We start from the raw sequence: 14,947 nt of genomic DNA, 5'->3' as shown, positions 1-14,947 counted from the left end.
GGCAAAGGGGCCAGATGACTTCCGGCACGTCTTCCGTTTCCGTAGCGCGCACCGATCGGATCGAGCTGCGCGAGATCACTCCCAGCGCCGCCGCAGCCCTGACCGCGGGGGACGACGGCGGCTTCGCCTGGGCGCCCGGGGGACCCTACGAGGGCACCAGGGACGCCTGCACGATGATCGTGAAGGCGGCACAGGCCGGCGTGTACAACCCGTTGTGGGGCGCCTTCGCCATCATCCGCCTCGCCGACGGAGCGGCTGTCGGCGGTGTCGGGTTCCACGGCCCGCCGAGCGACGGCGTGGTCGAGATCGGCTACGACCTCGCGGACTCCGCGCGCGGCCACGGCTTCGCGACCGAGGCCGCGCGCCTCGTCACGGCGTACGCCCTCGCCCACCCGGAGGTCGCCTGCGTGCTGGCGCACACCGAGCCGGCGAACGCTGCGTCGCAGGCGGTGCTGCTCCGGGCGGGCTTCGAGCGGGACGGTCTGGGCGAGGACGACCTCTACCGCTTCGTCCTGCGCGGCTGACCCGACGTCACCTGGTCAGTCCGTCAGAGGTGGCGGAGCAGGGTGGTGGGCGACTCGACCGCGTCGGCGATGAAGCGGAGGAAGGCCCCCGCGACAGCCCCGTCGCACACGCGGTGGTCAAAGCTGAAGGACAGCTGGACGACCTGACGCACTGCCAGTTCCCCCTGGTGGACCCAGGGTTTCGCGACGATGCGGCCGACGCCGAGCATGGCGGCCTCGGGGTGGTTGATGATCGGGGTGGAGCCGTCCACGCCGAAGACCCCGTAGTTGTTCAGCGTGAATGTGCCGCCGGTGAGCTCGGCCGGCGTGAGCCGCCCTTCGCGGGCGGCGGCGGTGAGCCGGGTCATCTCGTCGGCCAGTTCGGCGGTGGTGCGTGCCTGGGCACCGTGGATGACGGGTACGGCGAGGCCGCGTGCCGTCTGCGCGGCGAAGCCGAGATTGACTGCGGGGTGGCGCCGGATGCCGGTCGCGCTGCCGTCCGGGCCAGTGACCACGCTGGAGTTGAGCTCGGGGTGGCGGGCCAGGCCTGCGACGCAGATCCGGGCCAGGACCGGGAGCAGGCCGATCCGGGGCTGCTGTCCCGGGCCGTTGAGGGCGTCCCGGGCGGCGAGCAGCTCGGTCGCGTCCGCGTCCACCCAGCAGGTCGCGTCAGGGATCTCACGGCGGCTGCGGCTGAAGGTCGCGGCGGCGAGCCGGGCGGCGCCGCGGAGCGGGATTACCTCGGAACGGTCGGACTCGATCGTGACCTCGGCTGCCGCCTCGGTTGCGATCGTGGACGCGACCTCGACCGGACGGGAGAGACCGGCGATGGCGCCGTCCACGTCCGCGCGCAGGATCAGGCCGTCGGGACCGCTGCCGGTGAGCCCGGCGAGGTCGACGCTGTGCTCGCGGGCCAGGCGGCGGACGAGCGGGGAGATCACCGCGACGGGGGCTCCCGGCGTCATGGTAGGGGCCGCCGGAGTTGCCGGGAGCGGCGCTGCGGCCGGGACGGCGGTCACGACGGAGGATCGGACGCCGGCCGGGACGCCCGCCGGGATGCCGGCCGGGACGGCAGCGCGGCGGCGGCGGGTCGTGCCCGATTCGCTGGTGCCGTAGCCGACCAGGACGTTGCCGGAGCCCGAGCTCTGCTTGGGGCTGTCCGAGGAGGGACTATTCGGGGAACTCTGCGGACCCACGGCGACGGTGACGAGCGCCGCGCCGACTGGTACCTCCGCCCCGGCCTCGCCGAAGCGTGACGTGACGACGCCCGCGTAGGGGCAGGGGACCTCCACGATCGCCTTGGCGGTCTCGACCTCCGCGACGGGCTGGTCCACCGCGATCACGTCCCCCACCTCGACCAGCCAGCGGACGATCTCGGCGGAGGTCAGTCCCTCGCCGAGGTCAGGGAGCAGGAACTCGCGTACGGAGGGCATCACGCTCACTGCTCCCACTGGAGTCGGGCCACGGCGTCGAGGATGCGGTCCACTCCGGGGAGGTGGTGGCGCTCCAGCATGGGCGGCGGGTAGGGGATGTCGAAGCCGGTGACCCGCAGCACGGGCGCTGCGAGATGGTGGAAGCACCGCTCGGTGACGCGAGCGGCGATCTCCGCGCCGACTCCGGCGAAGCCCGTCGACTCGTGCACCACAATCGCGCGTCCGGTGGCCCGGACGGCGGCGCAGACGGTCTCGTCGTCGAAGGGGACCAGGCTGCGCAGATCGACCACGGCGAGGTCCCAGCCCTCGGCGCGGGCGGCCTCTGCGGCCTCCAGGCAGACCGGGAGTGACGGGCCGTAGGTGAGCAGGGTCGCGGACGTCCCCTGGCGGCGGACCACTGCGCGGCCCAGGGGTTCGATCGGCGCGGGCGCGGCGGGGGACCAGGCGTCCTTGGACCAGTACAGCCGCTTGGGCTCCAGGAAGACCACCGGGTCGTCCGAGGCGATGGCCGAGCGCAGCAGCCCGTACGCATCGGCGACCGTCGCGGGAGCGACCACGTGCAGGCCGGGGGTGTGGACGTAGTACGCCTCGGAGGAGTCGCTGTGGTGCTCCACCCCGCCGATGCCGCCGCCGTAGGGGATGCGGACGGTGATCGGCAGCGGCATCCGGCCCGCCGTGCGGTTGCGCATCTTGGCGACATGCGAGACCAGTTGCTCGAACGCCGGGTAGGCGAAGGCGTCGAACTGCATCTCGACGACGGGGCGGAGTCCGTACATGGCCATGCCGACGGCCGTACCGAGGATGCCGGCCTCGGCGAGCGGGGTGTCCAGGCAGCGGTCGGCGCCGAACTCGGCGGTGAGTCCGTCGGTGATGCGGAAGACCCCGCCGAGGGTGCCGACGTCCTCGCCGAGGATGTGGACCGAGGGGTCCTCGCGCAGCGAGTCGCGCAGCGCGGCGTTGAGGGCCTGCGCCATCGAGCTCTGGGTCAGCGCGGGCTGCGTCGGAGCCAGCGTGGTCATCGCTCCGCCTCGGCTTCCGCTTCGAGCTCGGCGGCGAGCTGTGCGGCCTGCTCCCGAAGCTGGGGGGTGGGTTCGGCGTAGACGTGGGTGAAGAGTGACATCGGGTCCAGTTCGGGTTTCACGTGAAACATCGTGCGCATATGGTCCGCGAGGGCTTCGGCGACGGCCGCAGCCTCGCTCACGTCCTCATCGGTGAGCAGTCCGAGGTCGCGAAGCTGGCTCTCCAGCAGCGTCAGCGGGTCGCGCTGCTGCCAGGCGGCGACCTCCTCGGCGCTGCGGTAGCGCCCGGCGTCATCGGCGTTGGTGTGGGCTTCGAGGCGGTAGGTGACGGCCTCGACCAGGACCGGGCCCAGGCCCGACCGGGCGTGCTCGACCGCCTCGCTGAGGACGTTGTGCATCGCGGCGGCGTCGTTGCCGTCCACCAGACGGCCGTGGATGCCGTAGCCGACGGCCTTGTGGGCCAGGGTCGGTGCGGCGGACTGCTTGGAGAGAGGGACGGAGATCGCATAGCCGTTGTTCTGCACCAGGAACACCACCGGGGCGTTGAGCACCCCGGCAAAGTTCAGCGCCTCGTGGAAGTCCCCCTCGCTGGTGCCGCCGTCCCCGACCAGCGCGAGCGCGACGGTGGCGTCGCCGCGGAGCCGGGCGGCGTGGGCGAGGCCGACCGCGTGCGGGGCCTGAGTGGCGAGCGGCGTGGAGAGCGGTGCGACACGGTGCTCGTAGGGGTCGTACCCGCTGTGCGCGTTGCCGCGCAGCAGGGTGAGCGCCTCGACGGGATCGACGCCGCGGGAGACCACCGCGAGGGTGTCGCGGTAGCTGGGGAAGAGCCAGTCGGTCGGGCGCAGCGCGGTGGCGGCGGCGATCTGGCAGGCCTCCTGCCCGGTGGAGGCGGGGTAGACGGCGAGGCGTCCCTGCTTGGTCAGGGTGGTGGCCTGCTGGTTGTAGCGCCGTCCGGCGACCAGGCGACGGTAGAGGTCGCGCAGCAGCTCCGGGGCGAGACCCTTGACCGCCGGCGTGCCCAGGACGCGCACCGGCTCCGCGTCGGGGAGCAACGGCGCGGGGTCACGCCGAGGCCCGTGGGCATCGGGGGGCCAGACGGGGGTGGGGGTAGCGCTGTGGTCGAGGACGGTCATCCAGCACCTCCTGGGTGGGTGGGGGGTGAAGAGGTGCACGAGGCGGTGTGAAGAGGGTCACTCTCCCTACCGATTGTTCGGTTGTTTGATCGAATCGGCTACCGTCCTCCCGTAGTGGTGGACAAACGGCCGGTTCCGCGCTGTGCTGGAATCCGGACGTCCACCAGGGGAGGGTCGGAGGACATGCCCGCTGAACAGATGGTCGGACCCGGCGAGCCGCGTCCCGCTCGCCGGTCGGGACTTCCGGCCCTGCAGTCCGGTCCAGCGGCGGAGTGGGTGGCGGAGCGCGCGCGCCAGCGGGCCGCTTCAGCGTCCGGTGCGGTGGGTGGACGGATGGCCGCCGGAGCATCGGCGGCGAAGGGCCAGGAACGGGACCCCGAACGGCACCCGGATCGGAACTCGGATCGGAACTCCGAACGGAACTCGGGCAGACCCGCCCGGCGGCCCGGCGAAGTCCCCGGCGCTCGCCCTGGAGGGCGTACCGACGCCGAGCGGACGGGAGACCCGGCCGCCGGCGGCGCTGCGGCCGGCGGCTCGGCCGCGCGGTCGGGCGGTGGTACCGGCGGTTCGGTGCCGGGCTTCGGGTCCGCTGACGCCTCCGGTGGGCACCGCCAGCTGGACCGGATCGACCGGGCCATCCTGCGGCTGCTCCAGCAGGACGGCCGCGCCTCGATCCGCTCCGTCGCCGAGCGCGTGCACGTGTCCAGAGCCAACGCCTACGCGCGCATCGCGAGGATGGTCGAGGACGGGGTGATCCGGGGTTTCACCGCCCGCGTCAACCATGAGCGCGCCGGGCAGGGAGCATCCGCCTACATCACCCTCAAGATCGTGCAGAACTCCTGGCGGACGGTCCGCGGCCAGCTACTGGAGTTGCCGGGGATCGAGCACATCGCGCTGGTCAGCGGGGAGTTCGACGTGATCATGCTGGTGCACACGGTGGACAACCGGGCCTTGCGGGAGCTGGTCCTGAACCGGATCCAGAGCATCCCCGAGGTGCTCGGCACACACACCCTGCTGGTGTTCGACGAGACCGACCGGACCCCGGTCCTGCCCGACTGATCCGCTGCGCCGGCCCACCCCGACCGGCCCACCCCGACCGACGACCCGTCCCGACCGGCCCACACCGACCCGCCCCGCCGCAGGATGCTCAGCCCGCCCGAAGACCGCCGAAGGCCAACGCGGCGACCGCGTCAGCGATGTGCTGTGTGGACTTCTCGTCCGGGTCCGGCCGGTACCACTCCACCAGCGAGTTGATCATGCCGAACAGCAGCCGGGTCGCCAGGCGGGGCTCGACGTCGGCGCGCAGGTCTCCCGCCTCCACCGCCGCCGCCAGCAGCTCGGCGACATGGTGATCGAACTCGCGCCGCCGCTGCAGCGCCCACAGCTCGGTGTCCGTGTTCCCGCGCACCCGCAGCAGCAGGGTCACGTACGGCAGCTCGGCGAGCAGCACCTCGGTGGTGCGGCGGACCACGTGCTCCAGCCGGTCGACGGCGGGGCCGTCGGCTGCGGCGGGCTCGTCCAGGATGCCGAAGAGGCCGTCCAGCGCCCTGCCCACCGCGAGGTGCAGCAGCTCTTCCTTGCCCCGGACGTGGTGGTAGATCGACGACTTGCTGATCCCGGCCGCACGGGAGAGGTCCTCCATCGAGGTGCCGTCGTAGCCGCGCTCGTTGAACACCCGCACGGTCACGGCGAGCAGCGTCTCGACGGTGTAGCTGTCGCGGCGCTGGGAGCGGGAGTTGGTGACCATGGCTGGGAGCTTACGGTCTCAACCCACCACGGCGCTGCGCCGTTCGAGCAGGACCACGTCCCGCCAGACCCCGTGGTGGCGGCCCAGGCGCTCGCGGATGCCGACGACGCGGAAACCGGCAGCGCGGTGCAGGGCCAGGCTGCCGACGTTCTCGGGGAAGATGCCGGACTGGATGGTCCAGACGTCGGCCGCCTCTGTGGAGGCGATCAGCCCGTTCAGCAGCAGCCGCCCGACGCCCCGCCCGCGCGCATCCGGGTCGACGTACACCGCGTCCTCGACCACGCCGCCGTAGACGCAGCGGGAGGAGACGGCGCTGACCGCGGCCCAACCCAGCAGCCGGCCGCTCCCGTCCAGGGCCACCAGCCGGTGCTCCGGCAGTTTGCCCGCGTCGAAGTCGGCCCAGTCGGGGGCGCTGGTCTCGAACGTGGCGTCGCCGGTGTCGATGCCCTGCTGGTAGATGGCGAGGACGGCGTCGGCGTGCTCGGTGCGCATCGCGGTGAGAGCAGTGAGATCGGTCACAGGCAGAGAGTAGCGAGCGGGGTTGGCTGCCGTCCGAGGTAGTTGTACCTTTATAACTGTTGTAGGAGTCAAACTATCGGAACGGGTCCCCGCATGCCCGAGCTCAGCGCCCGCCGGCGTTTCCTCGTCCTCGCCATCTGTTGCATGAGCCTGTTCATCGTCGGCCTCGACAACACGATCGTGAACGTCGCCCTCCCCTCCATCCAGCGCGACCTGCACGCCTCCGTCTCCGGTCTGCAGTGGACCATCGACGCCTACACGCTGGTCCTCGCCAGCCTGCTGATGCTCTCCGGGTCCACCGGCGACCGGATCGGGCGCCGCCGCACCTTCCAGGCCGGCCTGGCCCTGTTCACCCTCGGCTCGCTGCTCTGCAGCCTCGCCCCAAGCCTCGGCTGGCTGGTCGCCGCCCGCATGATCCAGGCAGTGGGCGGCTCCATGCTCAACCCGGTGGCCATGTCGATCATCACCAACACCTTCACCGACCCGCGCGAGCGGGCCCGCGCGATCGGGGTCTGGGGCGGCACCGTCGGCTTCAGCATGGCGCTCGGCCCGGTCGTCGGCGGCCTGCTGGTCGGCTCCGTCGGCTGGCAGTCGATCTTCTGGATCAACATCCCGGTCGGCCTCGCCGCCCTTCTCCTCGCAGGCCGGTTCGTCCCCGAGTCCAAGGCCGTCAAGCCCCGCCGGGTCGACCCGGTCGGTCAGCTCCTGGTCATCACCATGCTCGCCTCCGTCACCTACGGCATCATCGAGGCCCCGGCCGCAGGCTGGACCTCCATGCAGACGGTGCTCTGCTTCGTGCTCGGCCTCGCCGCCGGCGTCGGCCTGCTCGGCTACGAGTCCCGGCGTGTCGAACCCCTGATCGACCTGCGCTTCTTCCGCAGCGTCCCGTTCTCGGGTGCGACCGTCATCGCGGTCTGCGGCTTCGCGTCCCTGGCCGGGTTCCTCTTCCTCAACACCCTCTACCTGCAGGACGCACTCGGCTACAGCGCCTTGCACGCGGGCCTCTACACCCTCCCGATGGCCGCCATGACCGTCGTCTTCGCGCCAATCTCCGGACGCATCGTCGGCGGGCGCGGTCCACGGCTGCCCCTGGTCGTCGCGGGCATCGCGATGTCGCTCAGCGGGCTGCTGCTCACCGGGCTCAGCCTCACCACTCCGCTGGGGCAGCTGATGGCCGCGTACGTCCTCTTCGGCCTCGGCTTCGGGATGCTCAACGCGCCCATAACCAACACCGCCGTCTCCGGGATGCCGCGCAGCCAGGCCGGTGTCGCCGCAGCCGTGGCGTCCACCAGCCGGCAGGTCGGACAGTCGCTGGGCGTCGCCGTCATCGGCTCCGTCGTCACCTCCTCGGTGCACGGGCCGCTGCGCACCGGCTTCACCCAGGCCAGCCACATCGGCTGGTGGATCACCGTGGGCTGCGGCCTGGCCGTGCTGGTGCTGGGTATCCTCACCACCGGCGCCTGGGCCAGGGGCACGGCCGCCCGCAACGCCGCCCGACTCGCCCCCTCCGACTCCAGGACTCCGGTCGCCGCATGAACGCCACCAGCAGCACCAGTAGCACCAGTAGCACGAGCAGTACCAGCAGCAAGACCAGCGCCGGCAGCAAGACCAGCGCCGGCAGCACCAGCGGTGAGGCACTCACCGCGGAAGGCGCCGAGAAGGTCGAAACCGCCACCCGCGTCTTCGAGGTGCTGCGCCGCCTGGTCCTGGACCAGGACGCCCGGCGCGCCGAGGTCGCCGACGCGGTCGGGATGAGCTTCATCCGCAGCAAAGCGCTGGGGCGTCTGGTCGCCGGTCCGCTGATGATGAGCGAGCTCACCGCCAAGCTCGCCACCGACAAGCCGTACACCACGCTGATCGTCGACGACCTGGAGCGGCGCGGCCTGGTGCTGCGCAGCGTCCATCCGGACGACCGCCGCTGCAAGATCGTCACCATCACCGACGCGGGGCGGGAGGTCGCCGCCCGGGCCGGGGCGATCCTCGCCAGGCCGCCGGACGTGCTGCTGGCGCTGGACGGGGCGGAGCTCGCGGCCCTGGACCGCATCACCAGGAAGCTCTGACCCAGGAGCTCTGACCCAAGAGCTCTGAAGCAGGAAGCTCCGAACCAGAACGTTCCCAATCAGGACGTTCTGAACCAGGAAGCCCTCTTGAACCGACCGATCATTCGGTTACTGTGGGTCTCGGCAGCGTCGCCAGGACCCACCGAGGAGTGCCCACCCATGGCCCACGAGCTGATCGAACGTCACCACGCCACCCTGGAAAGCGCCCTGGTGGCGTTTGCCGCCCGCGACTACTGGTCGCCGCACCCTGAGACCCCCAAAGCGTACGGCGAACCCGTCGACCTCGCGGCGCTCCAGGGCCGCGAACTACTGCTCGACCAGCCCGGCACGGACGGGCGGGTCGGCCCCGAACCCGAGAACGGCGGCGAGCGGTCCCCGTTCGGGCCCGAGCTGCGTGTCAGCTACCCCCACGCGAGCGACCCGAGCCTGCTGACGGCCGCCGCCCGCGCGGCCCAGCCCGCCTGGGCCGAGGCCGGGCCGCTGCTGCGCGCGGCGGTCTGCTGCGAGATCCTGCACCGGATCAACGCCCGCACCCCCGAGTTTGCCACCGCCGTCATGCACACCACGGGACAGGCCTACGGCATGGCCTTCCAGGCCGGCGGCCCGCACGCCCAGGACCGCGGGCTGGAGGCGGTGGCCTGCGCCTACGCGGAGCAGACCCGGTTGCCGGTGAGCGCCGAGTGGACCAAGCCGCAGGGCAAGCGCGACCCGCTGCGCATGGTCAAGGAGTTCACCGCCGTCCCGCGCGGCGTCGCGCTGCTGGTCGGCTGCAACACCTTCCCCACCTGGAACGGCTACCCCGGCCTTTTCGCGTCGCTGGCGACCGGCAACCCGGTCGTCGTCAAGCCGCACCCGCGTGCGGTGCTTCCGCTGGCGCTGACCGTCGCCGTGGCCCGTGAGGTCCTGGCCGACGCCGGCTTCAGCCCCGACCTGGTCCTGCTCGCGGCCGAGCAGCCGGGGGAAGGGCTGGCCAAGGCCCTCGCCCTGCACCCGGATGTTCGGATCATCGACTACACCGGGTCGACCGAGTTCGGTGAGTGGCTGGAGGACAACGCCCGGCAGGCGCTGGTCTACACGGAGAAGGCCGGGGTCAACACGATCCTGGTCGACTCCACCGACGACTACCAGGGAATGCTCGGCAACCTGGCGTTCTCGCTGTCGCTCTACAGCGGCCAGATGTGCACCACTCCGCAGAACCTGCTGATCCCGCGCGACGGGATCGGCACCGACCAGGGGCCGAAGTCGTACCAGGAGGTCGTCGCCGACCTCGGCGGAGCCGTCGGGCGCCTGCTCGGGGACGACACCCGCGCGGCGGCCCTGCTGGGCGCCATCGTCAACCCCGGGGTGCTGCAGCGGATCGAGCTCGCGGAGAAGGGGGAGTACGGCGAGCTGGCGCTGGCATCCCGCCAGATCGCCAGCGAGGAGTTCCCGGAGGCGGTGATCCGCACCCCCGCCCTGGTCAGCCTGGACGCCGCGCGGGACGCTCTGCCGGGCGAGTGCTTCGGGCCGATCGCCTTCGCCGTCGCGGTGGACTCCACCGCGCAGGGCGTCGAGTTGCTGCGCGACACGGTGCGCGACCTGGGCGCGATGACCGCCGCCGCCTACACCACCTCGTCCGAGGTCGAGTCCGCCGTCGTCGGCGCCTGCCTGGACGCCGGTGTCTCGCTGTCGCTCAACCTCACCGGCCAGGTCTTCGTCAACCAGACGGCGGCCTTCTCGGACCTGCACGGCACCGGGGCGAACCCGGCGGCCAACTCGGCCTACTGCGACGCGGCCTTCGTCGCCTCGCGCTTCCGGACCATCGAGGTGCGTCGCCACAGCTGAACCGTCCACGGCTGAACCGTCAAAACTGAGCCGTCCGACGCGGACGTGACCGCTGAAGGGGCCGTACGGGGATCTTCCCGTACGGCCCCTTCGACGTCCCACTGTCAGACCTGAAGGTGTTCTGTTGCGCCTTTTACAAGCTGTAGGTAGCCGAAGCAGCGGGTCATCACCGAGGGTGAGCGTTAATGCGAATCACGTTGCGGAATGTCGATGTTGATAACGATTCCGCTGCCATCACGGCTCAGAGGTGTGGAATCCGAAGGCTTTCGGCCTAGCGTCTGACCCCATCCGTTGCTGCGGGACCTGAATTCCCGACGCCGCCGCCCGCCTGCCACCGCTGTGAAGGACCTTCGACCAGCACCCCGCGTTCTGCAGAAAGGCCATACGACCCCCATGACGGCCCCCAGCTTCTCCGATCTCGCGCGGTTCGCCAATCGCACCCGCGCCCACTCGGCGGCTGCCGCGATGAGCCGCCGCTCCCTGCTCCGTGGCGCAACGGCAGGAGGCCTGGCCGTGGCTGGCGCCGGGCTGCTCTCCGCCTGCGGCGTGCAGGGCCATGTCGTCCCGGCCGGTGGCAAGGAGGTGGGGCAGGCCGGCAAGGACTACTCCGCCACCGAGAAGAAGGTCGTCTTCGCGACCTGGCCGGCCTACATCGACGTCGACGCCAAGGACCCCAACAAGAGGCCCACGCTGGACGCCTTCGTCAAGCAGACCGGGATCAAGGTCACCTACCTGGAGATCATCAACGACAACAACGACTGGTACACCAAGGTCGACCCGTCGCTGGTCAAGGGGCTGGACACCGGCTACGACCTGATGGTCGTCAGCGACTACATGGTGGCCAAGTACCGGACGTACGACTACATCCAGGAACTCGACCTGGCGAACATCCCCAACCACTCGAAGTTGCTGCCGAGCGTCATCAAGGACCCGACCGACCCGGGGCGTCGCTACTCCGTGCCATGGGCCTACGGGTACACCACCCTCGCCTACAACTCCGACCTGGTGAAGCAGCCGATCACCACGATCGCCGAGGTCTTCACCCGCTCCGACCTGCACGGAAAGGTCGCGCTGTTCAGCGAGATGGAGGACACCGTCGCGCTGTCCCTGCTCGCGCAGGGGTTCGACCCGGAGAACTTCACCGACGCGCAGTTCAACCAGGCCCTCGAGTACGTCCGGCGGGCCAAGGACTCCGGCCAGATCCGCGCGTTCAACGGCAACGACTATCTGGGCCCCTTCACACAGGGCAACACCGCCGTGACCATGGCCTACTCCGGCGACGTGGCACAGCTCGGCAAGCCCAACCTGGTCACCGTGGACCTCCCCAGGGAGGGCCTCCTCGCTTGGTCGGACAACTGCGTCGTCCCCAACTTCGCGCGGCACAAGACCAACGCCGAGAAGCTCCTGAACTACTACCTGCAGCCCGACGTCGCCGCGAAGCTCGACGACTCCATCAACTACATCCCCTCGGTCCAGGGCGCGGTGGAGTCCCTCCAGCAACTGGACTCCACCGCAGCCGCTGTCCCGCTCATCGTCCCCACCAAGGAGATGCAGGCCAAGGCCCGCGGCTTCATGGCCCTCAGCATCGCCCAACTGGACGACTACACCAGCCGTTTCCAGCAGGTCACCGGCCAGTAGCGGACCCCGTCTCCTCAGCGAAAGAAGAGTCTCGATGAGCTCCAACGATGTACTCGGCCGCACCGAGGGCGGGGATCTCCGCCTGGTCGGCCTGACCAAGCGCTTCGGTTCCTTCACGGCCGTCGACAATCTTGATCTGACCATCCCCCAGGGATCGTTCTTCGCCCTGCTCGGGGCGTCCGGATGCGGCAAGACCACGACCCTGCGCATGGTCTCCGGTCTGGAGGACCCGACGGCCGGGCAGATCTTCCTCGGCGACGCGGAGGTCACCGACGCCAAGCCGTACCGCCGTCCGGTCAACACGGTCTTCCAGAACTACGCCCTGTTCCCGCACCTCGACGTCTTCGAGAACGTCGCGTTCGGCCTGCGCCGCCGCGGCTTCAAGAGCGTCAAGCCCCAGGTCGAGGCGATGCTCGAGCTGGTCGAGCTGGGCCACCTGGCCAAGCGCAAGCCCAACCAGCTGTCCGGCGGCCAGCAGCAGCGCATCGCGCTGGCCCGCGCGCTGATCAACCAGCCGCAGGTGCTGCTGCTGGACGAGCCGCTCGGCGCGCTCGACCTCAAGCTGCGCCGCCAGATGCAGATCGAGCTCAAGCGGATCCAGACCGAGGTCGGCCTGACCTTCGTGCACGTCACCCACGACCAGGAGGAGGCCATGACCATGGCCGACACCATCGCGGTGATGAACCACGGCCGGATCGAGCAGATGGGCTCCCCCGCCGAGCTGTACGAGAACCCGACCACCACCTTCGTCGCCAACTTCCTGGGCCAGTCCAACCTGATCCCCGGCGTGGTGGAGAGCGTCAGCGGCACTGTGGTCACCGTCTCGGCGCACGGCCGCAAGCTCACCCTCGACGCCAAGCGCTGCCGGGCCACCTCCGGCCCGGTGATCCTGGGCGTGCGTCCGGAGAAGGTGCAGATCGCGCAGACCGAGGCCGACGTGCCCAGCGGCTTCAACAGCCTGGACGGCACCGTGGTCGACACCTCGTTCATCGGCGTGTCGACCCAGTACCTGGTCAAGCTGCCCTCCGGCGAGGAGATCTCGGTCTTCGAGCAGAACACCGGCCGTGCCATCCAGCGGCCCGGCAACGAGGTCGTCATCTACTGGGACCCGACCCAGGGCTTCGGCCTGGACGGTGCCCAGGACATCGAGGCCGGCGTCGTCCTGGACGAGGAGGGCGCGGCATGACCGCTGTCGCCGAACCCACCGTCGGGAAGGCGGAGGGCACGCCGGTCCCCCAGGACCACAAGCCGCGCCGCAACCTGACGCCCTGGATCCTGCTGCTGCCGGGACTGCTCTGGCTGACCGTCTTCTTCCTGCTCCCGATCCTGACCTCGGTCTCGGCCTCGGTGCAGCAGGGCGACTACGACAACGGCTTCAAGCTCACCTGGCACTGGGCCAACTACCAGCACGCGATCCACGACTACGGGACGCAGTACCTGCACTCCGGCATCTACTCCGTCCTCACCACGGTGCTCTGCCTGGCGCTGGGCTACCCGGTGGCCTACTTCATCGCCTTCAAGGGCGGCAAGTGGAAGTCGCTGCTGATGGCGCTGGTGATCGTGCCGTCCTTCACCAGCTTCCTGATCCGCACCATCGCCTGGGAGACGATCCTCGCCGACCAGGGCCCGGTCGTTCACGCGCTGAAGAGCGCGCACGTCCTCGGCCTCACCGACACCCTCGGCTGGACCACCGGCGCCCATGTGATCAACACCCCGGCGGCCGTGGTCTGCGGCATGGTCTACAACTTCCTGCCGTTCACGATCCTCCCGCTCTACACCTCGCTGGAGAAGATCGACCCGAGGCTGCTGGAGGCCGGCAACGACCTGTACTGCAGCACCTTCACCACCTGGCGGCGGATCACCCTGCCGCTGTCCATGCCCGGTGTCATCGGCGGCACCCTGCTCACCTTCATCCCCGCGATCGGCGACTACATCAACGCCCAACTGCTGGGCAACCCCAACACCGGCGTGGTCGGCCAGAAGATCGAGGACCTGTTCCTCCGTCAGACCTCGGGCTACCCGGTCGGCTCGGCGATCTCGGTGGTGATGATGGTCGGCACGCTCATCCTGGTGATGAGCTACATCCGCAAGGCCGGTACGGAGGATTTGCTCTGATGACGACTCTGACTGCACCCGCCGCCGCCGCCCGCGCGGCGACCCCGGAGATCCGCCGCCGCAGCCCGCTCGCCTGGGCCCGCGACCACCTGCTGCTGGTCGTCACCGTGGCGATCTTCACCTTCATGCTGCTGCCCAACGCGGTCATCCTCTGGATGTCCTTCAACAAGCCCTCGGGCAAGTTCAACTACGTCTGGAACACCTTCTCCACCGACGCCTGGACGAACCCCTGTGCCAGCCCCGGGATGTGCCACAGCATCGGTCTCTCGCTGGAGATCGGCGTCGTCGCCACCGTCGTGGCGACGGCCCTTGGCACCATGATCGCGTTCGCGATGGTGCGGCACCGCTTCAAGGCCCGGTCCGGCATCAACGCGCTGCTGTTCCTGCCGATGGCCGCCCCCGAGGTGGTCATGGGCGCGACCCTGGCGGCGATGTTCTTCAACACCATCGGCCCCGGCGGGCTCGGCTTCTGGACCATCACCATCGCCCACGTCATGTTCTGCGTGAGCTACGTGGTGGTGACCGTCAAGGCCCGCCTGGCGGGCATGGACCCGACCCTGGAGCGCGCGGCGCAGGACCTCTACGCCACCCCGTTCCAGACCTTCACGAAGGTCACCCTGCCCCTGGTGGCTCCCGGTATCGCGGCGGCGGCGCTGCTCGCCTTCGCGCTCTCGGTGGACGACTACATCATCACCGTCTTCACCGCGGGCAACCTGGAGACCTTCCCCATGTACATCTGGGGCTCGGTCCAACGCGCCTACCCGGCGCAGATCGACGTCATCGGCTCGATGATGCTGCTGGGCACCATGGCGATCATCGCGGCGTCCACGGTGCTGGGCCGGGCCCGGGCCGCGCGGCGCTGACGACCTGGTCGTAACCCCGGCCACAGCGCGCCCTGTCCGGTTCAACTCGAACCGGACAGGGCGCGCTGCTGTGCGTAGTGCCGGCCTGGTAGT

The 14,947-nt window shown here is 70.3% G+C and carries 14 protein-coding genes; 9 read left to right on the top strand and 5 right to left on the bottom strand.

Annotated features, from left to right (window positions below; translation table 11 throughout):
• Positions 1 to 14 precede the first annotated feature (14 nt).
• Positions 15 to 524, top strand: coding sequence for a GNAT family N-acetyltransferase (locus ABIA33_RS20330; RefSeq protein ID WP_370083708.1), 510 nt, complete (start codon positions 15 to 17; stop codon positions 522 to 524).
• Between the two features lie 23 nt (positions 525 to 547).
• Here ABIA33_RS20330 and ABIA33_RS20325 read toward each other — a convergent pair whose 3' ends face one another.
• Genes ABIA33_RS20325 through pdhA form a run of 3 tightly spaced genes read right to left on the bottom strand, consistent with a single transcriptional unit; the run spans position 548 to position 4,088 of the window.
• Positions 548 to 1,936 (bottom strand): dihydrolipoamide acetyltransferase family protein, encoded by a 1,389-nt coding sequence (locus tag ABIA33_RS20325; RefSeq protein WP_370083811.1) that lies wholly within the window; start codon positions 1,934 to 1,936, stop codon positions 548 to 550.
• 5 nt (positions 1,937 to 1,941) lie between these two features.
• On the bottom strand, positions 1,942 to 2,955 hold the full coding sequence (locus tag ABIA33_RS20320) for an alpha-ketoacid dehydrogenase subunit beta (RefSeq protein WP_370083706.1): 1,014 nt from the start codon (positions 2,953 to 2,955) through the stop codon (positions 1,942 to 1,944).
• The gene (pdhA, locus tag ABIA33_RS20315) at positions 2,952 to 4,088 is read right to left on the bottom strand and encodes a pyruvate dehydrogenase (acetyl-transferring) E1 component subunit alpha (RefSeq protein ID WP_370083704.1); all 1,137 of its coding nucleotides are present in this window, start codon (positions 4,086 to 4,088) and stop codon (positions 2,952 to 2,954) included. Before pdhA ends, ABIA33_RS20320 begins: the two co-directional genes overlap by 4 nt.
• Positions 4,089 to 4,658: 570 nt before the next feature.
• On the opposite strand from pdhA, the gene ABIA33_RS20310 reads away from it, so the two are divergent.
• Complete coding sequence (locus tag ABIA33_RS20310; protein ID WP_370083810.1) at positions 4,659 to 5,147, top strand: Lrp/AsnC family transcriptional regulator; 489 nt, start codon at positions 4,659 to 4,661, stop codon at positions 5,145 to 5,147.
• Positions 5,148 to 5,235: 88 nt separating this feature from the next.
• On the opposite strand, the gene ABIA33_RS20305 is transcribed toward ABIA33_RS20310, so the two are convergent.
• Positions 5,236 to 5,835, bottom strand: a complete 600-nt coding sequence (locus tag ABIA33_RS20305) for a TetR/AcrR family transcriptional regulator (RefSeq protein WP_370083702.1) — start codon at positions 5,833 to 5,835, stop codon at positions 5,236 to 5,238.
• 18 nt (positions 5,836 to 5,853) lie between these two features.
• Positions 5,854 to 6,327: an N-acetyltransferase family protein gene (locus ABIA33_RS20300; RefSeq protein ID WP_370083809.1), complete on the bottom strand. Its 474-nt coding sequence runs from the start codon at positions 6,325 to 6,327 to the stop codon at positions 5,854 to 5,856.
• Positions 6,328 to 6,447: 120 nt separating this feature from the next.
• Here ABIA33_RS20300 and ABIA33_RS20295 point away from each other — a divergent pair, with 120 nt between their 5' ends.
• The 7 genes from ABIA33_RS20295 to ABIA33_RS20265 all read left to right on the top strand — a co-directional run bounded on the left by ABIA33_RS20295 (position 6,448) and on the right by ABIA33_RS20265 (position 14,854).
• A complete protein-coding gene (locus ABIA33_RS20295; RefSeq protein ID WP_370083700.1) occupies positions 6,448 to 7,890 on the top strand; it encodes an MFS transporter in 1,443 nt (480 codons plus the stop codon).
• Positions 7,887 to 8,414: a MarR family winged helix-turn-helix transcriptional regulator gene (locus ABIA33_RS20290; RefSeq protein WP_370083698.1), complete on the top strand. Its 528-nt coding sequence runs from the start codon at positions 7,887 to 7,889 to the stop codon at positions 8,412 to 8,414. The genes ABIA33_RS20295 and ABIA33_RS20290 overlap by 4 nt, the downstream gene beginning before the upstream one ends.
• 159 nt (positions 8,415 to 8,573) lie before the next feature.
• Positions 8,574 to 10,238, top strand: coding sequence for a phenylacetic acid degradation protein PaaN (gene paaN / locus ABIA33_RS20285; RefSeq protein ID WP_370083696.1), 1,665 nt, complete (start codon positions 8,574 to 8,576; stop codon positions 10,236 to 10,238).
• A 393-nt stretch (positions 10,239 to 10,631) separates the two neighbouring features.
• Complete coding sequence (locus tag ABIA33_RS20280) at positions 10,632 to 11,876, top strand: spermidine/putrescine ABC transporter substrate-binding protein (protein ID WP_370083694.1); 1,245 nt, start codon at positions 10,632 to 10,634, stop codon at positions 11,874 to 11,876.
• A 34-nt stretch (positions 11,877 to 11,910) separates the two neighbouring features.
• Positions 11,911 to 13,062: an ABC transporter ATP-binding protein gene (locus tag ABIA33_RS20275; protein WP_370083692.1), complete on the top strand. Its 1,152-nt coding sequence runs from the start codon at positions 11,911 to 11,913 to the stop codon at positions 13,060 to 13,062.
• Positions 13,059 to 13,991 carry an ABC transporter permease gene (locus tag ABIA33_RS20270; protein ID WP_370083690.1) on the top strand — a complete coding sequence of 311 codons (933 nt, stop codon included), beginning with the start codon at positions 13,059 to 13,061 and terminating at the stop codon, positions 13,989 to 13,991. Before ABIA33_RS20275 ends, ABIA33_RS20270 begins: the two co-directional genes overlap by 4 nt.
• Positions 13,991 to 14,854 (top strand): ABC transporter permease, encoded by an 864-nt coding sequence (locus tag ABIA33_RS20265; RefSeq protein WP_370083688.1) that lies wholly within the window; start codon positions 13,991 to 13,993, stop codon positions 14,852 to 14,854. Before ABIA33_RS20270 ends, ABIA33_RS20265 begins: the two co-directional genes overlap by 1 nt.
• The last annotated feature ends 93 nt before the right edge of the window (positions 14,855 to 14,947 follow it).

Source organism: Streptacidiphilus sp. MAP12-16, assembly GCF_041262165.1.
In the GTDB taxonomy this organism is placed as follows: domain Bacteria; phylum Actinomycetota; class Actinomycetes; order Streptomycetales; family Streptomycetaceae; genus Streptacidiphilus.
Note: the sequence above shows the minus strand (reverse complement) of the source record. Positions and strands in the feature narration are given on the sequence as shown.